The sequence below is a fragment of the Nitrosopumilus maritimus SCM1 genome (genome assembly GCF_000018465.1).
GTDB lineage: Archaea > Thermoproteota > Nitrososphaeria > Nitrososphaerales > Nitrosopumilaceae > Nitrosopumilus > Nitrosopumilus maritimus.
The window spans coordinates 1,144,169-1,165,409 of sequence record NC_010085.1 but is presented as its reverse complement, the minus strand read 5'-3'; the positions used below and the strand labels follow the sequence as shown (position 1 = coordinate 1,165,409).

At 34.7% G+C, this 21,241-nt stretch carries 22 protein-coding genes; 13 read left to right on the top strand and 9 right to left on the bottom strand.

The window, feature by feature from the left end; genetic code table 11:
• Position 1: 1 nt before the first annotated feature.
• Together NMAR_RS06800 and NMAR_RS06795 are read left to right on the top strand one after the other, a co-directional pair.
• The gene (locus tag NMAR_RS06800) at positions 2-964 is read left to right on the top strand and encodes a homocysteine S-methyltransferase family protein (protein WP_012215651.1); all 963 of its coding nucleotides are present in this window, start codon (positions 2-4) and stop codon (positions 962-964) included.
• A 32-nt stretch (positions 965-996) separates the two neighbouring features.
• Entirely contained in the window at positions 997-3,495 is a 2,499-nt protein-coding gene (locus tag NMAR_RS06795; RefSeq protein ID WP_012215650.1) for a methionine synthase, read from the top strand.
• On the opposite strand, the gene NMAR_RS06790 is transcribed toward NMAR_RS06795, so the two are convergent.
• Positions 3,492-4,307, bottom strand: coding sequence for a methylenetetrahydrofolate reductase (locus NMAR_RS06790; protein WP_274377699.1), 816 nt, complete (start codon positions 4,305-4,307; stop codon positions 3,492-3,494). The two genes, NMAR_RS06795 and NMAR_RS06790, sit on opposite strands and share 4 nt — an antisense overlap.
• On the opposite strand from NMAR_RS06790, the gene NMAR_RS06785 reads away from it, so the two are divergent.
• From NMAR_RS06785 to NMAR_RS06775, 3 genes are read left to right on the top strand one after another with little or no spacing between them, the layout of a single operon-like run.
• Positions 4,299-4,850, top strand: coding sequence for an NUDIX hydrolase (locus tag NMAR_RS06785; RefSeq protein ID WP_012215648.1), 552 nt, complete (start codon positions 4,299-4,301; stop codon positions 4,848-4,850). The two genes, NMAR_RS06790 and NMAR_RS06785, sit on opposite strands and share 9 nt — an antisense overlap.
• Positions 4,851-4,887: 37 nt before the next feature.
• Positions 4,888-5,046, top strand: a complete 159-nt coding sequence (locus NMAR_RS06780) for a 50S ribosomal protein L39e (RefSeq protein ID WP_012215647.1) — start codon at positions 4,888-4,890, stop codon at positions 5,044-5,046.
• Complete coding sequence (locus NMAR_RS06775) at positions 5,047-5,610, top strand: 50S ribosomal protein L31e (RefSeq protein ID WP_012215646.1); 564 nt, start codon at positions 5,047-5,049, stop codon at positions 5,608-5,610. It begins immediately after the preceding gene.
• A gap of 36 nt (positions 5,611-5,646) precedes the next feature.
• On the opposite strand, the gene NMAR_RS06770 is transcribed toward NMAR_RS06775, so the two are convergent.
• The 3 genes from NMAR_RS06770 to NMAR_RS06760 all read right to left on the bottom strand — a co-directional run bounded on the left by NMAR_RS06770 (position 5,647) and on the right by NMAR_RS06760 (position 9,304).
• Positions 5,647-6,597: an FtsZ/tubulin family protein gene (locus tag NMAR_RS06770; protein WP_012215645.1), complete on the bottom strand. Its 951-nt coding sequence runs from the start codon at positions 6,595-6,597 to the stop codon at positions 5,647-5,649.
• A 73-nt stretch (positions 6,598-6,670) separates the two neighbouring features.
• Positions 6,671-7,939 carry a tRNA (N(6)-L-threonylcarbamoyladenosine(37)-C(2))-methylthiotransferase gene (locus tag NMAR_RS06765; RefSeq protein ID WP_012215644.1) on the bottom strand — a complete coding sequence of 423 codons (1,269 nt, stop codon included), beginning with the start codon at positions 7,937-7,939 and terminating at the stop codon, positions 6,671-6,673.
• Positions 7,940-7,942: 3 nt separating this feature from the next.
• A complete protein-coding gene (locus tag NMAR_RS06760) occupies positions 7,943-9,304 on the bottom strand; it encodes an aspartate ammonia-lyase (RefSeq protein ID WP_012215643.1) in 1,362 nt (453 codons plus the stop codon).
• Between the two features lie 128 nt (positions 9,305-9,432).
• On the opposite strand from NMAR_RS06760, the gene NMAR_RS06755 reads away from it, so the two are divergent.
• From NMAR_RS06755 to NMAR_RS06745, 3 genes are all read left to right on the top strand, one after another.
• Positions 9,433-10,827 carry a multicopper oxidase domain-containing protein gene (locus tag NMAR_RS06755; protein WP_148680335.1) on the top strand — a complete coding sequence of 465 codons (1,395 nt, stop codon included), beginning with the start codon at positions 9,433-9,435 and terminating at the stop codon, positions 10,825-10,827.
• Positions 10,828-10,894: 67 nt separating this feature from the next.
• Positions 10,895-11,827, top strand: a complete 933-nt coding sequence (locus NMAR_RS06750; protein ID WP_012215641.1) for a D-2-hydroxyacid dehydrogenase — start codon at positions 10,895-10,897, stop codon at positions 11,825-11,827.
• 100 nt (positions 11,828-11,927) lie between these two features.
• The gene (locus tag NMAR_RS06745; RefSeq protein WP_012215640.1) at positions 11,928-12,821 is read left to right on the top strand and encodes a hypothetical protein; all 894 of its coding nucleotides are present in this window, start codon (positions 11,928-11,930) and stop codon (positions 12,819-12,821) included.
• Here the strand turns inward: NMAR_RS06745 and NMAR_RS06740 are convergent.
• Both NMAR_RS06740 and NMAR_RS06735 read right to left on the bottom strand, forming a co-directional pair.
• Positions 12,818-13,333: a hypothetical protein gene (locus NMAR_RS06740; protein WP_012215639.1), complete on the bottom strand. Its 516-nt coding sequence runs from the start codon at positions 13,331-13,333 to the stop codon at positions 12,818-12,820. The genes NMAR_RS06745 and NMAR_RS06740 overlap by 4 nt on opposite strands.
• Positions 13,330-13,989 (bottom strand): hypothetical protein, encoded by a 660-nt coding sequence (locus tag NMAR_RS06735; protein ID WP_012215638.1) that lies wholly within the window; start codon positions 13,987-13,989, stop codon positions 13,330-13,332. The genes NMAR_RS06740 and NMAR_RS06735 overlap by 4 nt, the downstream gene beginning before the upstream one ends.
• 216 nt (positions 13,990-14,205) lie before the next feature.
• On the opposite strand from NMAR_RS06735, the gene NMAR_RS06730 reads away from it, so the two are divergent.
• Both NMAR_RS06730 and NMAR_RS06725 read left to right on the top strand, forming a co-directional pair.
• The gene (locus NMAR_RS06730) at positions 14,206-14,661 is read left to right on the top strand and encodes a 50S ribosomal protein L15e (RefSeq protein WP_148680333.1); all 456 of its coding nucleotides are present in this window, start codon (positions 14,206-14,208) and stop codon (positions 14,659-14,661) included.
• A gap of 1 nt (position 14,662) precedes the next feature.
• On the top strand, positions 14,663-15,487 hold the full coding sequence (locus tag NMAR_RS06725) for a CFI-box-CTERM domain-containing protein (protein WP_187146522.1): 825 nt from the start codon (positions 14,663-14,665) through the stop codon (positions 15,485-15,487).
• Positions 15,488-15,721: 234 nt separating this feature from the next.
• Here NMAR_RS06725 and NMAR_RS06720 read toward each other — a convergent pair whose 3' ends face one another.
• Positions 15,722-16,387, bottom strand: a complete 666-nt coding sequence (locus NMAR_RS06720) for a TlpA family protein disulfide reductase (protein ID WP_012215635.1) — start codon at positions 16,385-16,387, stop codon at positions 15,722-15,724.
• Between the two features lie 96 nt (positions 16,388-16,483).
• On the opposite strand from NMAR_RS06720, the gene NMAR_RS06715 reads away from it, so the two are divergent.
• The 3 genes from NMAR_RS06715 to NMAR_RS06705 all read left to right on the top strand — a co-directional run bounded on the left by NMAR_RS06715 (position 16,484) and on the right by NMAR_RS06705 (position 19,191).
• The gene (locus NMAR_RS06715; protein WP_012215634.1) at positions 16,484-16,972 is read left to right on the top strand and encodes a HEAT repeat domain-containing protein; all 489 of its coding nucleotides are present in this window, start codon (positions 16,484-16,486) and stop codon (positions 16,970-16,972) included.
• A 1-nt stretch (position 16,973) separates the two neighbouring features.
• Complete coding sequence (locus NMAR_RS06710; protein ID WP_012215633.1) at positions 16,974-17,693, top strand: plastocyanin/azurin family copper-binding protein; 720 nt, start codon at positions 16,974-16,976, stop codon at positions 17,691-17,693.
• Positions 17,694-18,336: 643 nt separating this feature from the next.
• Positions 18,337-19,191: a hypothetical protein gene (locus NMAR_RS06705; RefSeq protein ID WP_012215632.1), complete on the top strand. Its 855-nt coding sequence runs from the start codon at positions 18,337-18,339 to the stop codon at positions 19,189-19,191.
• Here NMAR_RS06705 and NMAR_RS06700 read toward each other — a convergent pair.
• Together NMAR_RS06700 and NMAR_RS06695 are read right to left on the bottom strand one after the other, a co-directional pair.
• A complete protein-coding gene (locus NMAR_RS06700; RefSeq protein ID WP_187146521.1) occupies positions 19,188-19,562 on the bottom strand; it encodes a response regulator in 375 nt (124 codons plus the stop codon). The genes NMAR_RS06705 and NMAR_RS06700 overlap by 4 nt on opposite strands.
• A 10-nt stretch (positions 19,563-19,572) precedes the next feature.
• Positions 19,573-21,213, bottom strand: a complete 1,641-nt coding sequence (locus NMAR_RS06695; RefSeq protein ID WP_012215630.1) for a PAS domain-containing sensor histidine kinase — start codon at positions 21,211-21,213, stop codon at positions 19,573-19,575.
• Between the last annotated feature and the right edge of the window lie 28 nt (positions 21,214-21,241).

The window sequence follows — 21,241 nt, the reverse complement described above, 5'->3', positions numbered from 1 at the left end:
ATTGACTGAAAAAGAACCATTTTTGGATGCATTGCAAAACAGAGTTTTGCTTTTTGATGGTGCAATGGGAACTGAAATACAAAAGTTCAATCCAAAACCAGAAGACTTTCCAAACAATCAAGATGGATTCAATGATGGCTTAGTTGTAACTCGACCTGATTGGATTAAACAAATTCATAGACATTATCTGGATGCAGGAGCTGATTGTATTGAAACAAACTCTTTTGGTTCCAACAAAATTAAACTAGATGAATATGGTTTTGGTGATCAAACAATTGAATTTAACAAAAAGATTGCACAACTTGCATCTGAAGTATGTCAAGAATATTCAGACAGACCTCGATATGTGATTGGTTCTATGGGGCCATCCGGATTTTTACCAAGCTCAAATGATCCTGATTTAGGACAAAAACCACTTGATGAAATTAAAGAAGCATTTGAGCTACAAGCAGAAGGACTAATTCTTGGCGGAGTTGATGCATTATTAATCGAAACAAGTCAGGATATTTTAGAAGTAAAATTAGTAATTGAAGCATGTCATCAAGCAATGGAGAAAACTGGAAAGAAGATTCCAATAATTGCAAATACCACACTAGATCAATACGGCAAAATGTTACTTGGAACAAACATCCAAGCTGCATATACTACTGTTTCTGATATGGGAATTGATGTCTTTGGAATGAATTGTTCTACTGGTCCAATTGAGATGACACCCAGTGTGAGATGGCTTGATGAGCAAAATGAACATAATATTTTGGTGGTTCCAAATGCTGGAATGCCTGAAAACGAGGGAGGTCAGGCAGTCTACAAGATGACTCCTGAGAAGATGGGTGATGCATTAGGTGATTTTCTTAATCAATACAAAAAGGTACGAATAATTGGAGGCTGCTGTGGAACAAATCCTGAACACATCAAAGTTCTAAGAAAAGTAATTGACGAAAAAGCCAACTCTGTCGAGGGTTAAGTATTTAGAAAAACCGAGATGATTTTACACTATTGACTACACCTAGAGTAAGTTCTGCATTAAAGGCAGTTGATCTAAAACAAATTCCTGCCCCGCTAATCATTGGAGAGAGAATCAATACACAAGGTTCTCGTAAGGCAAAACAACTGGTTCTTGCAGATGATTATGACGGTCTAGTTGATTTAGGTAGAACTCAAGTTGAGGATGGAGCACATTGTCTTGATGTATGTGTTGCAACAACTGAACGTGCTGATGAAAAAGATTTCATGCTAAATCTAGTAAAGCGTTTGAGCTTGGAAGTTGATGCACCATTAGTAATTGATTCAACTGATCCAGATGTAATTGATGCATCTGTAAAACAGATTCCAGGAAGACCAATAATCAATTCTATTAATCTTGAAGGTGATGGAAGTAGATTTGAAAAACTTGCACCAATTATGGCAAAGTATGGTTTACCTGCAATAGCATTATGCATTGGACCAAACGGAATGGCAAAGACTCCTCAACAAAAACTAGAGACAGCTGAATTACTTTTTGAAACTGGTAAAAAATATGGATTAAAAATTGAACAATTTATCTTTGATGTTCTTACATTTACACTTGCAACTGGCGAGGACGAATTTCTTGAAGCAGGAAAAAATACTCTTGAAGGAATTCGACTAGTCAAAGAAAAATACCCTGAATCTTTTACTACCTTGGGTCTAAGTAACATTAGTTTTGGACTGGTTCCTTATGCTAGAAAAATTCTAAACTCTGTATTTCTACATCATGCAATAAAGTCAGGTCTTGATACTGCAATTGTTAATGCAAAAGAGATAATTCCTTATGGAGAGATTGATGAGAAGGAAAGAAAACTTGCCGAAGATCTAATCTTTAACACTCATCCTAATGCCTTATCTGAACTAATCACATACTTTGAGAATGCAGGACCTCAAACTAGTACTGCATCAAAGAAAGTTGATGTAGACCCATCTTGGCCTGCAGGAAAGAAGGCCAACTTTAGAATCGTAAACAGACTCAAGGATGGAATAGAAAATGATGTTGTATCTGCAATTGCTGATAAAGTTGGAAAAAATGAAATTCTAAAGGATACTGATGGTGTTCTTTCACTTGATGCTCCTCCTGAAGAAACTCATGATGGTGCAATTAGAACTCTCAATGAAGACTTGTTACCTGCAATGAAAGAAGTAGGTGATAAATTTGGAGCAGGAGAATTAATCCTTCCATTTGTTTTGAAATCTGCTGAATGTATGAAAGCAGCTGTTGGTGAACTTGAAAAGTATTTGGTCAAAGAAGAAGGCTCTAGCAAAGGAAAACTGGTTTTAGGAACTGTATATGGTGATGTTCATGATATTGGGAAGAATTTGGTAAAGACTATCTTTCAAAATAATGGTTATACTGTTTATGATCTTGGAAAACAAGTTCCACTGCAAAAATTCCTTGAGAAAATTGATGAAGTAAATCCTGATGCAATTGGGCTTTCTGCATTACTAGTTTCTACTTCAAAACAAATGCAATTCTTTGTAGAACATGCAAGAAAAAACAAGATGAATATTCCAATTCTATGTGGTGGTGCTGCAATTAACAGCAATTACATTAATCGTATTGCAAAAGAAGATGGAATCTATGAGCCTGGTGTCTTTTATTGTAATACAATGTTTGAAGGTCTAAAAACAATGGACACATTGATCTCTGATGAAAAACCAAAATTGTTAGCAGAATGGAAAGAAAAATTAGAAAACTGGAAAGAAAAATCTACTGCAACTGTTGATCCTGCCAGTCTACCAAAAAGTGACATCAAACCTGTACAAGCACCTACTCCAACAACTATTGGTGAACCTATTCGTCTCAAAGGAGAACAAATCAAGATGGATGAAGTATGGCAACTAATTGACAAGAAATCCCTCTTCAAGCTTTCATGGGGACTAAGAGGTAAAGCAGGCTCTGAATCAGAGGCTGATCACGAACAACTGCTTAGTCAATGGAAGATTAGAATAATTCGAGAAAAACTGTTTGAACCCGAAGTAGTTTATGGCTATTTCAAATGTCACAACAAGGATGGAAAACTATCTGTAGAAAATCCTCGTGGCGATGATGTATCCTTTGATTTTCCTCGTTCTACTAAACCTGAACATCTATGTTTAACTGATTATTTTGGTGATGATGATGTTGTTGCATTTCAAGCTGTAACAGTTGGTAACAAAGTTGCAGATATTATCGAACAATGGAATAAAGAGGACAAGTACACTGATGCATACTATCTTCATGGATTGGCAGTTGAAGTTGCAGAAGCATTAGCTGAATGGATTAATCGCAAAATAAAATCTGAATTGAATTTAGATGCAGGTGGTTTGAGATATTCTTGGGGTTTCCCTAGCTGTCCTGATGTATTGCAACATCAATTGGTATGGAAACTCTTGGAACCACAAAAATCTGGAATGGAATTAACTGAATCAGGTCAAATAATTCCTGAGCAATCAACTGCTGCTATAGTTGTACATCATCCTAAAGCACAGTACTTTGTACTTTAGAAACTTGTTTTACTCAAAAATTCGTTTAATCCTGTAAAATCATTTGGTGATGTTAGCAAGACATCACCTGTAATCTCATGTGCTTTTTTCAACAACTCTTCAAATTCTTGGCTGTATGATTCTAAATCTAAATCCAAAAATTCTGCGGATTTCTCATTTTTTTGTGAAGGAAATAGTATGATTGGAATGACTGAAAATTCCTTCAGATTATCTGCTAATGTCTGTACTTGTTCTACATTTTGAACTACTTGAGTCATGAACCCTTTTGGTTTTGCATCTTTCTTCTTTCCAAGTTTAGAGAAATTTGGTTTGTTTGATACTGAAAGATACAAATCAATTTTTGAATCTACATTTTTTTCTTTTAATTTTTTTACAGTCAAACTTGGAATCTGCCCTGAATCTGTTTTTCCTGTTTGTGAAGGATCTCCCATCAAAACTAGGATTCCTGAAAAGCCAATGTTAATACAATTCTCAACAAACTCTGAAATTTCTTCTTCGGATTTATCTCTGACTCGTAAACTTACTGTAATTGGTAAATCTGGAATTTCTTTTTTTATTATTTTTCCTACTTCTAGTGGAGAAACTCTCTGAAATCCTAACACATTTTCTGTAAGATGAATTGCATCGCATTTTTTTGAAATATCTTTTATCCTTTCAATGAATTTCTTTATTGATTGATCAGTATCTACATCAGGTAAAATTTTAGGTGGATTAGCTTCATACCTGATTGTCATATTGTCATTTTTTGCATCCTTGGTTAAAACCTTTGAATACCAAAACCCATATGGAAAAGTGGGACAATAATGTTGAATTTAGAACAAATACAATCTATATTTTCTACTCCAATTGATCCTGTATTGGAAAACACTGGAAAATATCGTTTGGCATCTGTTCTTGTTGTAGTTTATGGAGAAGAACCAATGGTTGTGATGACAGAAAAACCAAAAGACATGAAATTCCATGCAGGTGAAATTTCATTCCCTGGTGGAAAATTAGATCCTGCTGATTCGGATCTTTTGGATACTGCATTACGTGAAACAAGTGAAGAAATTGGTTTAACTATTACACGAGACCAAGTCATTGGACAATTAGATCCTGTAATAACATTGAATTCTGGTTTTCTTATTTTGCCTTTTATCTCTGTACTACGTGAAATTTCAAAACTATCTGCAAATTGTGAAGTTGAAAAAATTTTTCATATTCCGTTAGAATCGTTTTTGAAAACCATGGCCAAAGATCCTGATCCTTCTCATAACAAAATACAAGAAATGTATACATTTGAGTATCAGAATCAAATTGTCTGGGGAGCCTCTGCTAGAATCCTAAAACAGATGCAAAGTGGCTTAAAATCCTGAGATTCATTTAAAAAGAGCTCCGCGTGCCTGAAAATCTATGGCTGCTCGTAAGTCCTCTCCAAGGAAGATTCGTCTGTTAAAGAAAACAAAACAGGCATCACCAGTACCTGCATGGATTATTCTCAAAACAAAGAGAAGTGTAAGAACTAATCCAAAACGTAGAGCTTGGAGATCAACTGATGTGGAGGTAGGATAGATGTCTCAAGAATTAGAACGCGTTTACACAATTCCACTTGGTAAAGTATTACTCTCTCAGTCACAACACAGAGCAGTTAGAGCAATCAATATGATCAAAGAATTTGCTCGTCATCACATGAAAGTTGAAGATATTAAAATTGAAGAAGATTTAGCTCACCAAATTTGGGCAAAAGGAATTCGAAGTCCTCCAAGAAAGATTAGAGTTAGAATGAGCAAGACCGATGAAGGCTATGTTCTTGTTTCTCCATATGAAGAAGAAATTGAATCTAAAGTAACACCTGAAAAAGAAACTCCAAAAGTTGAAGACAAAGTAGAAGAGCCAACTAAGGAAGAAACTAAAGTTGAAGCAGAAGTAGAAGAACCAGAAGCAGAAACTAAAGTCGAGGCTGAAGTAGAAGAACCAACTAAAGAAGAGGCACCAGCAAAAGAAGAGAAACCATCTAAAGAAGAACCAAAGAAAGAAGAGGCACCAGCAAAAGAAGAACCTAAAGTTGAAGACAAAGTAGAAGAACCAACTAAAGAAGCACCTTCTGAAAAACCAAAGAAAGCAGAAAAAGAATAAACTCTTTCAAAAAATTATAATTTTAAAAAAATTATTTTATTCTAATTGGTATAAGTCTAATTCACAATCAATACTACAGTCTGGTGTAGACCAATCAAGTGTATCTTCTTGTGGAATCATTCCAAGAGGATCATAGTTATCAAATTTAGTCATTCCTTGAATGGATGATAGCATTACTACTTTGGATTCTTCATGTTCTGATGTCATGTCAATTTGTGAATTACTTTCACCTAGAATTCCACTTGTAAGATTGGTAATAGAATTTAGTACTCCTACTGGAATATTGCTTCCTCCAACAACATAAAGCATTGAGCGTTTTACTGCATTAGGTGGAGCATTTTCATATAACATTTTGAGTGAATCTCTAAGAGAATCTTCAATATCTTGTCCTTCCTTGCTTGTAGTGAGAATGTTTGTATCGTGAGACATTTCTGAGGTTCCAAGTGACTCTACTACGTGCATAATTGCAGAATTTGCAATATCATAGCATGCTTTTGGAGTCAAGTCTGGATTGCTTTCTAATAATGAATCATTATCAAGCACAACAGTGCATTCAGAGTTTTCTCTAACTCGTTTTAGTGATACACCTGAATTGAAAATTCTGTCTTTTTCATATTTGAAAGGCATAATTGCAAATGAAACTAGTCCGATGTCTGATTCTTTGCACATCTCTGATACAACCGGCGCCATTGCTGAGCCTGCTTTTCCAGCCAAATTACTCATCATAACAATAGTTGAATAGCCTGAAATTTTTGATTTGATTTCTTCTGAAGCATTGTAAGTTGAGCCTCTGATTAATTGCATTGATGGATTTACTACTGAATCTGTTGAAACATGCACAGAAGGAACATCTCCTGCAAAGTCCTTTGAATCATTGCTGATTAAGAGACAATCTGAATTTAGTGAATCTTTGGCTTTGAGTGCTAGTTTTGAGCCTGCACCACCAAGACCTACTACTAAAACTGGTTCTTTTACTTGAAAACTCATTTCAGATCCTATTCTCTGAATTCCATAAAAAACCTTCTTACGTTTTTTTAATCAAATTTTAGATCTAAAAAATTTAGCTTGCGATCTTTCCAAGAAGGCTATTTTGAGTAGCATCAATGATCTCAACTGCATGTAATTGACCAATGTCTACTTGTTCAGGGACAAAGACTGGCTTGTAAGCAAAGTTTCTACCTTTGATTCCCTCATCTGTCTGCTCATCAAAGAGAACGTCACCTTTCCAACCGATCCACTTTTTGTTGTTCTCCAATGATATTTTGTTGATCTGCTCAAAAATTCTCTTACTTCTTGATTTTACTTCTGCAACATCAATTTGCTCCCATTCAGCAGCTTCTGTTCCAGGCCTAGCGCTATATTTTGAGAGATTTACAACATCTGGTCTTGTCTCATCAAGCAGTTCTACTGTTTTCTCAAAGTCTTCTTTGGTCTCTGATGGGAATCCAACTATGATGTCAGTTGAAATGGTAAAGTCTGGGAATCTCTCTCTTGCTTTCTTTACAATCTCCCTAAAGGTTCCAGCAGTATGTCCTCTTTTCATGTCATGTAGAACTTTGTCACTTCCACTTTGTACTGGAATGTGTAGGAACTTGAAGACTTTGTCATTATCATATGATTCAATTAACTTTTCTTTGATTCGTGGCATGTACATTGGATTCATCATTCCAACTCTAATCATAAACTCTTCAGGAATTTCTGACACTGCATTAATCAAAGAAGGTAAATCTGTTCCAATGTCAAATCCATAACATCCATTGTCTGTTGATGTTAACCAGACTTCTTTACATCCTTCATTGATCTCTGTCTTTACTTGTCTTACAATGTCTCCTAGTCTGTAGCTTTGAAGATCGCCTTTTGAAATCTTAGTTTGACAAAATGTACATTCACTCATACATCCACTTGCAATTTCAACTATTCCTACTGCTGGATTCAATCTGACTTTGGGCAGCCCAACTTTTGAGAGATCAGTGTCTTCTAATGCAATCTTTTTCCTTCCTTTGAGTGTGGAATCAATAACTTGGAGAGTCTTTCCTAAAGAATTTGGACCAAGTAGACTTGCATTTTCAGAAAACTTTTCTACAGTTTCTTTTTCTGCCTTTGGTAGACATCCTGCCACAACTAGAGGCTTTGTCTTTAGTGACTTTATTCTGTGAACCATCTTGTTTGCAGTCGCATCCTTTACAGAACATGTTACCACAACATTGAGATCTGATTCTGAAGAATCTTCTACCAAAGTATGTCCTCCGTTTAGAATTAATCCTGAAATCATTTCAGAGTCTGCAAAGCTTGCAGAACATCCATAAGATTCTACAAATATTTTTGCCATACTTTATCCAAACAGAGAATCAATTTCTTTGTTAGTCATTAGTTTCTTTGAAACTACTAGTTCTCTGATAGTTTTTCCAGTCTTTAATGACTCTTTGAAAAGTTCTGCAGATTTTAGATATCCAATCTTTGGAGTCAGCAATGTTACAATCACTGGACTGTTTTCAATGTCTGCACGTAGCTTGTCTTTGTTTGCAGTAAGTCCATCAATTAGATTTGCAGAAAATATTGGCAAGAAGTTCTTTATCATGTCTGTTGACTCTAGCATGCACTTTAGCATTCCAGGTAACATGACATTAAGCTCAAACTGTCCACCTTGTGCTGCATATGATACTGCAGTATCATTTCCAATGATATTAAAGCAAATCATATTCATACATTCAGCTAATGATGGGTTTACTTTGCCTGGCATGATTGAAGAGCCTGCATGAACTGCAGGAATTCCAATTTCTGCCAAACCTGCAATTGGACCTGATGCCATTAGTCTGATATCATTTGCAAGTTTTCCAATTTCTAATGCCAAGTTACGTAATGCACCTGAACAATTTGCAACTGCGTACTTGCTTTGCAATCCATGTTGCATGTCTTTTTCAGGTCTTAATGGTAATTTTGAAATTTTTCCAAGCTCTGCAATTGCAATTTTTCTGTAACCTTTTGGTGTATTAGCTCCAGAACCAACAGCAGTTCCACCAAGTGCAACATTTTGTAATTCTTTTTGTGATGCAACAAGTTCGTTTCTTGCTTTAGTAATAGATGTAACATAAGCTGCAAACTCACTTCCCAAAGTTACTGGTAATGCATCCATAAGATGTGTTCTTCCAATTTTCTTAAATGATGAAAATTGTTTTGCTTTCTTTGATAATGACTTTATCAGAATATCAATTGCAGGAATTGTCTCTTTGAGATTCATCAAAATTGCAACATGCATTGCAGTTGGATATGTATCATTACTTGATTGTGACATATTGACATGATCATTTGGATGTAAGAACTCATACTGTCCTTTCTTTTTGCGCAGTATTTCTAATGCAACATTTGAAATGACTTCATTTGAATTCATGTTAAATGCGGTTCCTGCCCCAGAGTTTATCATATCTACAACAAATTGATCAACATGCTTTCCTGCCAAAATTTTGTCACAAGCTGAAACAATTGCCTTTCCTCGTTTTGTGTCAATTGCCTTTGTCTTCATATTTGCAACAGCAGCTGATCGTTTAATCATAACAAATGACTTTATCAAATTCTCATGAGATGTGTTTCCAGTAACATGATACTGTTTGATTGCTCTACCAGTAAATGCTCCATAATATGCGTCTGATGGAATTTTGACTTTTCCTAATGAGTCTTGATCTAATCTAAATTTCATACAAAATAGCCTCAACTACCCATTATTCATTCTTTTTCAGCATCATATCACATTTTCATAATTCCCAAATTGGGAAATTGTTATATAGGAACTGGGTACCATCGTGCATAATGAATAAGCGTGTTAGTATGCTCTTTACAATTGCAGCAGTAGCTGTAATGGGCGCAACCTTATTCGGAAGCACATACACACAAACCCAAATTGCTGGTCAATCTCTTGACATGGACCAAATGGATGTCTCTGTCATGGATAAGATCAGACACATGGGAGGTTTACAGCTTGTAATGCCTGAAGCATTCGCAGAAACTGATTGTGGTGCTCTAGAAAACTCTGGACGTAATGTCGTTGAGTTTAACTTGACTGGTGAAAGTGTCGAACTTCCAATCATGGGAGGAAAAACATATCACGCAATGACTTTCAGTGAACAAGTCCCAGGACCAACACTAAGAGTTACACAAGGTGATGTTGTTAAAATGACACTTACAATTCCAGATGATGAAGTTACTGGACACGGTAACGACATGCATGCATCACAAATGTCAGCAGGAAACTTTGAATCAGTTAATCCTGGTGAAACAAGTCAGTACTGTTACATCGCTGAATCTGCTGGTATGTTCAAATACCATTGTTCTGGTGTTAAACTAATTGGTATGGACCAACACGTACTTTCCGGCATGTACGGAATTACAATCGTTGATCCTGCAAATGGTTACAAGAAATTAATGGTTGAGAAAACAAGCGGAAGTGGTGAACTTGACAGAAAATTCTATGATGCAGATGCATTAGAGTTCCAACTCCAATACAATCAATTGTATCTTACACCTGAAGGCAACTATGATGCCGGTGCAATGTTCAAACATCAAAACACTGCAACAGTTGTAAATGGAATGCAATTTGGTTATGTACCAAACATGGCTCATAACTTACTCGTCAATGGCGATGTAAACAAGAACATCTTTGTTGCACAACCATGGAATGGACTTGAGCACAAGCAATACCAATCACAACTCTTATTTGTTGAAAATGATCAACACGTAAGATTATTCGTTGAAAACCAAGGTAACGAACCAGTATTCTTCCACATTGTAGGAGAAATTTTGGACAGAGTTACACAAGGTAACAGAGTACAATCCGCAGCAACTGAAACATGGTTACTCGGTGGCTCACAAGGAATGATTGTTGACTTGGTATTTGATGAACCAGGTGCATACGCAGCAGTTAACCATGACTATGCAGCAATTTACACTGGCGCAGCTACAGTATTTGTAGCAGGTGACCCATTCGGCTTGAACCCAGTTCTGGTTGAGAAAGGAGTTATCCCAGCACCAGTCGCATCTTATGCATATGCTTTGGGTAACCCAAGTAGTGCTGTCCCACCAATGGGAATGAACAGTATTGCTCACCCAGCAATTAACATTCATGGTCTTATGACTGACAACGTAGCTTCTGAAATGCAAGAAAGTGGCGATTATGTCGCATTATGGGAAGTAATTCCTGTAGTAGCAGAAATCTTAACTTCTTGATAACATAACATCTTTTTCTTTTTATTATTTTGAATGAATTATATTCCGTAGCTCTATTTTACATTTCATGGGATTTGACGAGTCTGTACTGATCTGTGATGAAGTAGATCCGATTTTGAATAAAATTTTACAAGATAATGGCTTGAAAATATCTTATGAACCAGAGATTACTCCTGAACAAATTTTAGAAAAAATTTCCGATTACAATATTGTGATTGTTAGAAGTAGAACTACCATCACAAAAGAGATGATCGATAAAGCAGACAATTGTAAGATTATTGCTCGTGTTGGTGTTGGACTTGATAATGTTGATCAAGAAGCCGCCAAAGCAAAAAACATCCGTGTAATTAATGCTGTAGAGGGTGCAATGAACGCTGTTGCAGAATTAGTATTGGGTTTGATGTTATCTCTTGCAAGACAAACTGCAAGAGGTGATAGAGGTATTAGGAATGAACAGTGGCTTAAAAAAGAATTGAAAGGAACTGAACTTGCAGGAAAATATCTTGGAATTGTTGGATTAGGAAACATTGGAAAAAGACTAGGAAGACTTGCACGTGCACTTAACATGAATATCATCGGTTATGATGTGGTTCCAATTGATGAAGAATTTTCAAAAGAAGTCGGTTTGATGAAAGCTGATTTGAATACTCTTTTACAAAGTGCTGATTATGTATCAATTCATGTTCCGTTACTTGATTCAACATACCATCTATTAGATGCACAAAAAATGTCCACAATGAAAAAGACTGCAAAAATTATCAATACATCTAGAGGTGGAGTAGTTGATGAGGATGCACTTTATGATGCACTCAAAAATGGAACACTTGGTGGTGCAGCATTGGATGTCTTTGAAAAGGAACCTGCTATTGGAACAAAGTTGGCAGAACTTGACAACGTCATTTTAACTCCTCACATTGGCGCTCAAACAAAAGAAGCACAATCCTTGGCAGCAAATGTGATTGCTGAGAAAATTGTCCAAATTTTGAGAGGCGTCATCTGATAATTCCTGCGTGATTCTTAAAAATACTCAAAAAAGTTGACTTTTACGTGATTAATTATCGTCTCTTTGTTTTTAACATCCATTTGGAGGAAGTCAATCGTTGAATAATCATAGTATAAGCCAATTACAATCTAATAGATTAAGAAATTTAACAAATGGTAATTCGCTGCTAAAGATATCCTTAGGCTTAATCTTCTTTACAATACTTTCATCTGCATTCGTATATGCTGAAACAATGTCTGTGGATGTAGATGGAACTGATTATGATGTTGATTATACTGTATCTGGAATGTCTGTATCTGGTATTGAGTCCGACACTGATTTTATTTCACTGATAATTTCAGTTGATGTTACTGATTCTCAAGGAATTCTAGATATTACATTTGATAGAACCTTCTTTGATTCTGTTTATGAAGGAGTAGATGATGACTTTATCATTTTAGCTGATGGTGATGAGCCAACTTTTTCAGAAACTGAAACTACATCTCAAAGTAGAACTTTAAGTATTGAATTACCTGCTGGAACTGAAGAGATAGAAATTATTGGTTCAGTATTTGGTAGAACTATAGAAGATACTCCAGTAGAAGAAACCCCTGTTGAAGAAACCCCTGTTGAAGAAACCCCTGTTGAAGATACTCCAGTAGAAGAAACCCCTGTTGAAGATACTCCAGTAGAAGAAACCCCTGTTGAAGATACTCCAGTAGAAGAAACCCCTGTTGAAGATACTCCTAGAACTGAATGTGGTCCTGGAACAATTCTTCAAGATGGTGTATGTGTTTTAGATGAAAGATGTGGTCCTGGAACAATTCTTCAAGATGGAGTGTGTGTTCTTGAACCACAAACATCTACACCTGAAATATCTACTCCAACATCAACTTCTTTCAAAGGACTAGGTAAGGAATTAGGTTACGGATTGATTGCAGCATTTGTTGTAACTGGTGCAATTGCAATCATCTTGGCATTAATGTCAAAGGCCGGTAAAAGTCGAGATTAATCACAAGTCAAATCTTCTACGTTCATCATTTGATCAAAATTAAATGCTGAAATTTGTGTAGTGGACGAATATGGTATTATGCCTAGAATAGGCGTGTGTGTTTGAACTACTACGATGAATTGATTTGGGTCTAATCTGATATCTCCTGAATCAAATTCAAAATCAAAGTTCATGAAAGTATGTTGTGCATTTGAAATATTCTCAGATGAAAAAACCCCTTCTTGAACTCCTGATGCTGATGGATTAAGTGTTAATGGTTTTACTTCATATGATCCAACATTTGTTCCAGTGTAAAACATTGAAACCTCAAACTTTTCAAATGTCATCCAAAATGGAAGTGTGTTACAAAACTCCATTTCCCCATGATTTGACATTGTAAAAAATGAAAAAGTTCCTGGAGAATGCCATCTGTATTCTAATTGTTGACTTCCAACAATATTCATTGTAGAAAATACAAATGGAGTAACAATTACTATGATTGCAATTGCAGTTATTACAGAATATTTATTCATATTTCATTTCCTGTCTCTTGTTCAAGTGAAATTATGTTTCTCTCAACGAGATTGTTTATTGCATTAACTAGATCATCGTCACTTATCATCCCTTCAAGCCACCAGTATCCTACATTTTTTACCCATTCTGGAATTCTAACATCATAAACAGTTGTTTCATTTATATCAAATGGAATTTTGAAAAGTTCTAAATCTTCTGTAAATTTTTCAAATGCATCAATTAGAAATCCATCTGATATGTTTCCTGAAAGCCAATTTGCCATGATTGGTTTTACTGTTTCTGGAATGCATACTTTACCTGAATCAATTAATGTAAACTCTGCAGTTGTCTGCACTCCTGAATACTCTATATCAATAAAGTATTTTCCTAACGGGAAAATTTCTTTTTCAAAAGCAACTCTTGATGGTACTGGATTTTCTAGTTCAGTTACTGGAAATGGAATTGCACTGCTTCCTTTCCCTGTCTCATCTCTAATGTGAATTATTGCAGGATTTCCTGTAACTTCTGAAACTTTGATTGTATAGAATAATTTTTCACAGTAACTGTAAGTCGTTTTCTCCATAATGATTTCTACTATGGGCTCTGCATGTGCAGATGGTAAAACAGTCAAACTTAGAACTATGATCGTAGATAATATCACATTTCTAACTCTCATCTTTTTTCATGCCCATTTTACTCAATAAAAATCTCAAAACAATTCTCAGGAATCCTTTTTAACAACTTTGGCGTAGTTGTTTTATCGAGTTTTCTGCGGATGCAACTCTTCGAGTGCGTGGAATGTGATGCCCCACTCAAGAGAATTTTAACTGCTTTAGCGATGCTTAGAATTACACGATTTACAGTTATTAAAGGGGATTTTACTATGCCCGATATGCCTAGTCGTCAAGACCAAGTATGGATCAGACTCTGGAAAGAAAACGCTCCAGAGCTACGTGAGCGTGTAGTTGGATGGCGTAAACAAAATGCAGTTACCCGAATTGACAAGCCTAGTAGAATTCAAAGGGCAAGAAGATTGGGATACAAAGCAAAACAAGGTGTTATTGTTGTTAGAATGCGAGTTGGTACTGGTGGCATGAGAAAGCAGAGACCTACTGGTGGTAGAAGACCAAAACATCTTGGTGTTACACGAATTAAGGCAGATGACAATATGAAAACTGTTGCTGAACGAAGAGTTAGTGAAAGATATCCAAACATGAAACTATTGGGTTCTTACTTTATCTACAAAGATGGTAAACACTACTGGTTTGAAGTAATCTTGGCAGACCCAGATCATCCAAGAGTTGCACAAGATAAAGAATTAACTAAACGTATTTCTCAAACAGCGTAAATTGAAAGTACTATTTTTCATTCCGTTATTATTACTTCTAATAATATCTCCTGTGTTTGGCCAACTTTCTGATAGAACAGGATTGTTAACCCGTCTTGATGTTGATACAAGTGGTCACACTTTTGAAGTTGTTACTGTTTCAAATTTTGATATTTTAGATCATGAGTTTAACAAAAATGAAAAACGATTAACTATATTCATTAACAGTGGTCTGGAAGATAATCTAGGTGAGGTAACAATTCCTAAAAACCTCCTTGGTGGCAATTTTACTTTTCAGATAAATGATGTTGAATCTATTCAAGAATACAAATCAAATGAAAGGATTTCATTTGTTACTTTGAACTTTACTGGAATTGGTAACAACAAAATCGATATCATTGGAACAGATGCACTTGTTGGTGTAAAAGAGATTGTAGAAGTTGTTCCTAATGAAAAAATTACTCATGAAGAACCTGGCGGTGGATGTTTGATTGCAACTGCAACATTTGGTTCTGAGTTGGCACCTCAAGTGCAACAGTTACGAGAATTAAGAGATGATAAATTACTACAAATAGAATCTGGAAAATCTTTCATGAATTCATTTAACGCATTTTATTATTCATTTAGTCCTCAAATGGCAGACTATCAACGAGAAAATCCTGTATTCAAGGAGATGGTGAGAATAGGAATTACTCCTATGATCACTACTCTATCTTTGATGGATTTTGCAGAAACAGAATCTGAGATTCTGTCAATCGGCGTATCTTTGATAATTCTAAATATTGGAATGTATGCTGGATTGCCTGCAATTGTTATCTTGGGAATAAGAAAAAAATCTATTTTCTAAACATAATCCATATTCTTGTTCCTACAAAAATCCCAACTGCTGCTGCAATTAGTAATGGAACAATAATTTGTCCTTCTTCCATAATCTTTGTTACATCAAATCGAATTAATGTTTTTTACAAATCCTTAAAATTTAGAGACCAAAGTTATCTTGTGGATAACGCAAAAATTGCTATTATTGGGGGTTTTATCACAGCTGTAGTACTATCAGTTACTGTTATTCTAATTAGATAATCTAATCTTCACTAAGTAATTTTTGAATCATTGCTTCTGCTTGTCCAACTTGACCAAATGAAACATCTCTTAGAACTCCTTTTCTATCTACTAGAATAGTTGATGGGGTTCCACGTAGTGCAAACTTTTCAAATGTTTCAGCAGAGTATTCTTTTGATTTCATATAGTCTTTGACTCTTTGTATGATTTGATTTCTATAATCTTCTGGTTGTGAATCAAATTCTGGAATTTGTGGATAGATAAACTCCATAATTTTTTCTTGGCTTATTTCACCTGTTGTCTTTACCAGGTTATCCATTGCTAAAGGAAATGGAATTTTGTATGGTAACTTGTCTCCTTCTTGTAGTTGTCCGCTCATTTGGAATGCACTTTTTGTTTCTCCAACTATTTCTCCTGTCTCAGCTAACATCTTCAAATTATCTAATGTATTTTTATCAAAATCTTCAAAAGCAGTAGCAATTCCAATTACTCTTACACCATCATCTTTGTATTTGTTGTAAATTTCAATTGCTTCAGGCAAGGCATGCATAAAACAACCTGGGCAGTTTACTTGGAATACCTCTACTAGAACTATATGGTCTTTTTCTTGGTCAAAGTTTGTTGGTGCACCTTGGACCCAATCTGAGACTCCAAAATTTGGTACCTTTTCACCAATTACTGCGCTCATGAGGAATTATCGTATTTTTTCCATTAAATACATACCTCAAAAATTTAAGATTCCGTCTGATTAACTAAATATAGGACGCAGAAATCTCAAAAAATATTGCAAGTAGTTACTGATGATCGATTGACTCTTTTTGCTGAAATGGAAAAAAAGTATGAGCAAAAGGATACTGAATACTTTGTAAAACTCTTAGATCATCCTGATTATGTGGTTAGAACCAGAGCTACGTGTATTTTAGTTGATTTTGGTGGAGAAGATAAAGTTCCCTATATTGCCAAAGTTTTGAAAGATGATGATAATGAATTGGTAAGACATGAAGCTGCCTTTTCTCTAGGCCAGATGTGTTATTCTAGTTCGGTCCCACCACTAACTGATGCAACTCTAAATGATCCTAGTATGTTTGTAAGACATGAAGCTGCAATTGCGTTGGGTGTTGTTGGCAATAAGGATGCAAAAGACGCATTGGAGAAGGCATTAGATGATCCTGATAAACCCGTAGTAGAATCTGCTGTTGTAGCTCTATCTAATATCGAATTTATGGAAAAGTTAAGTATGAACGAAAAGTTTGCAAAGTTAACAGGTGGATGAGATGAATTTTTCTTATGGAATTATAGCTGCAGTTGGAATTTTAGTTGCAATCTCAGTTGGATTAATTTCAATGTCTCCTGATGAGATTATTGAACCTAGAACAGTTGAAGAACAACCAATTGCTTGTACTATGCAATGGGATCCAATGTGTGGAGTTGATGGTGAAACTTACGGTAATTCTTGTATGTTGGATGCTGCTAATGTCAAACTAGATTATGTAGGTGAATGTGTTATCGCAGAGCCTGAGCCAGAACCAATTCCTGAACCAGAGCCTGAGCCAGAACCAATTCCTGAACCAGAGCCTGAGCCAGAACCAATTCCTGAACCAGAGCCTGAGCCAGAACCAATTCCTGAACCAGAGCCTGAGCCAGAACCAATTCCTGAACCAGAGCCTGAGCCAGAAACACAATCTGATTTACCAATGTCACTAACTATTTCTGCACCTGAAGGTTCAGGTGTTCCTGGATGTGAGGAAACTAATGAATGCTATTTACCTTATGAAGCAACTGTAGCAGTTGGTACAACCGTTACTTGGAGTAATGATGACACTGCAGCACATACTGTAACTAGTGGAAATGTAAGTGCAGGACCTACTGGAGTATTTGATTCAGGTTTGTTCATGTCTGGTGGAACTTTTGAATTCACATTTGAAGAAACAGGAACCTATGATTACTTTTGTATGGTTCATCCTTGGATGACTGGTATAATTCACGTGGAATAATTTATTCTAATAACTTAATTCATTAATCTTACAGTGTGGATAAATCTAGATTGTGTTTGATGAAAACAGATTGAAAAATCTGTTCCACAATTAACGCACCAAGGATCTGTTACTCTTGAAGAGTGATTACAGATAATACATAATTTTTGATTTTCTTTCATGATTGTTATGTAAATTTTGGTTTTAAAGATTAATTGAAGTTAATGCGGTATGCTATTGATTAGTTTTTTATCTGAATGTTTTTTGTGATTGTAAATTTTTGTAGAAACAATCTAAAAATTCTGGCATGTGTTTTGAACAATAATTATACGATTCCCATATTTCGATTCCGCATGTTCTGCATATTGTATTTGGCATTTTTTTCTCCGAAATAGGACTTGGGAGGAATTTCTTCCCCCCAAGGATAACATGAATTTCTATTATTACTACAGATAAGTGATATATGACAATACCAATCCATTTGCGGTATGGCTTTTGATTGATTTTGAATGAATTTTTACGTTGTATATTTTTTTAAATTATTTTGGAAAATTAGGAACGAAATAGGACTGCCGGGCCATAAAAAAATCGACCTGGCTGTCATTTGGGGCGTTTGATTAATTTAGATAATTGTTATATATGACAATACCAATCCATTTGCGGTATGTCTACAGAAGAAAATACTACAAAATATGGAAATCTATATTCATACAAATTCTATCTTAGGCCCACTGTTCATAGACTTTATGGTGATAGGTTCTCTTCAATTAAAAAAATCAAACATCATGAAAATGTCCAAAAATTGTTACATGTGTTGTTTCTTCATGGAACTTGTACTACATGGGAAATGGCAAAGATAAAACATCCAAATGATGTTTCTACAATTAGAACAAAAGAAAAAGAGTATAGACGATTAATCAAAGGACGTACTGATAGAGGTAAACACTCTTCTGGAATAATGGAATTAGGTTTAGTAATTAACGATGGTCAAAAGTTCAACAAAGGATATTCTGATACATACCGACTATCACTTCCAGGAATTCTTTATTGTCTTGATGTCTTGAATTTAAGTAAAAAAGAAATTGATCAAATGGCAGCAAAATATGCTATTTTTATGCCAAAACTTTTTGGAAAATGGGAATTTCTAAAATCCCTAGTAGATGATGATGTTTATAAAATTCAAATTCTTGCAAGAGGATTACTACTTGATAATCCTGAACTATCTTTGGAAAAATCACCTTTGTATGAACTAATGTCATATTTGAATTTCAAATATAGAAAATTTTATGAATTCATTTCTGAAAAAGATCTTTCTGAACAAATCTCGTACTGGTTTTACACTTGTATTCTATATCAAAATCAAAGAAAGGGGAAAAATACTCTTTCTGGCGTTGAAAAATTACATGCAATTTTTAAAAAGGACAAAGAAATTGCAACTTGGTATAAGGAATTTTTTAAGGAATCTGAACTCTATTTTAAAGATAGAACTAAAATCTTGAAAAACTCTGGAATTTTTTAATCGTTTTTTGCATATTTTTTTATCATTTTTTCATACTCATCAAAATCTGCAGGTTTGTTAATGATTCCACACAAATCCATCTCTTTTGCTTTTTTGTATTTTTCATTTTCTAATGCATAGCTTGACGCAAACACAATTTTTGCATCTGAATCTATCTTTTTTATTCGAAAAAATGCTTCATATCCATCAATTCCTGGCATCTTTATGTCTAAGAATACGATATCTGGCTTTGATTCTCGAAATTTTGTTATGCCGTCTTCTCCATTGATGGCAGGTATGACATCATAACCTTCATCCATTAACATTAACTGTGTAACTTCCAAGTAATCTGAGTCATCATCTACTAGTAGGATCTTAGTGGCTCTTTCCAATTCTATCCGATTACTTTTCTTTCCTTAAATTTTTTGGGATTTTAATGGTAAATGTTACTGGATTATTTGTCACCAAAATTGTACCTTGATGTTGCGTGATAATGTTCTGGCAACTTGAAAGACCAAGTCCTGTTCCTTTAAGTTTTGAGGTAAAGAGTGGCCTGAAAATTTTTGAAATGTTTTCTTCTGTAATATTTGGACCCGAATTCTCAAATGATATTGTAATTTCTTTTTCGTTTTGGTTTGAATTTATGCTAATTTTACCTTCTTTTGAATCAATTGACTGAACTGCATTTAGCAGTAGATTCTCAAAAACAACTTTGAATTTATCTGAATCACATTCAAATTTTATGTCTTCTTTTGGAATGTTAAGTTCAATATTTTTTGGGATGACAAGTGAGTTTATAGATGATTGAATTAAATCATTTAGTGAGTTTTCAGATAAATTGAGGGGAGTTGTTCTTACATAATTTAAGACACTTTCTACTTGGTGATTCATTCTTGCAACTGAGCGTTTGATTCTTTCTGTTTCTTGATTTATTGTTTCATTTATTGTTTCATTTTGTTTCTCAATTCTTGTAACTGAACTACGTATAGTTCCAAGAGGATTTCTTATATCATGTGCAATGTTTGATGCAAGCTGTCCTATGACTAACAGTTTTTCATTTTCAATCGATCTAACTCGTTTAATGACAATCACAATAAACAAAATTGTTATTATAAATAAAATTAAATTATTCTTTAGATCCTCAACAAATAGATTGTCTTCAATATCTTCAACTATTTGATTTACTGGAGTTGTTACAAAGAAAAAGAATCTGTTTTTTTCTTCTATTGATACAGGAGTTCCTGTGCTTATCACATCTCCAAATCTATGTGCTTCATACACAAATGAATCTGTATTTCCTAAGAAAATATTTTCATAATGAGAATTTTGAATTTCATTTTCCCCAAAATATCTTTGTGCAAAATAACTTGAAAATTCTTTTCCAAGTAAATCAGTATTTTCAGCAAATAGGATTTTTTGATTTTCATCAAATATGGTAATCGATGATATGTCAATTTCATAAATTCCGATATATTTTGAGATGATTTCTGATGGTTCAACTATCCCAAACACAATCCCTTTGAATTCCCCTGATTCTGAATCAATAATTGGGCTTGATACAAGTACTCGATAAATCCCATCTGTGCTAAATATCTCTCCTGAATACCCTGGTTTAGCCTTGAATTCTTCACTAGATTGAATATTTTGCAAATTTAATCCCACTAGGCGAAATTTTTCATCATTTACCTGTGATACTATTGTAAGTGAGTCATCTGTCAAAAATATGTCTGAGATCTTTGTAATTGAATTAATATTATTCCATCTGTTTGAAAGATATTCTTGTGTTTGACTACTTGTTAGACTTTCTTGAACTTGTGCAGATTCTGAAATAGTTTTCATATCTGTCAAAAGTCTCTGAAACTCTGAATTAACAGATGCTGCAAGACTTTTGGTCATAATCATTTGGATTTCAGTTTTTTCTTCAATTAGTGATTCACGAATGTTTGTTTTTGTAAAATCATTAATGTAGAATCCTGTGACTATAACCGATATTATGATTAATCCTAATAATCCCCATAAAATTTTATTTTTTCCTAATGCCATTTTGCCCCAATTTAGTTACCTGTATGCA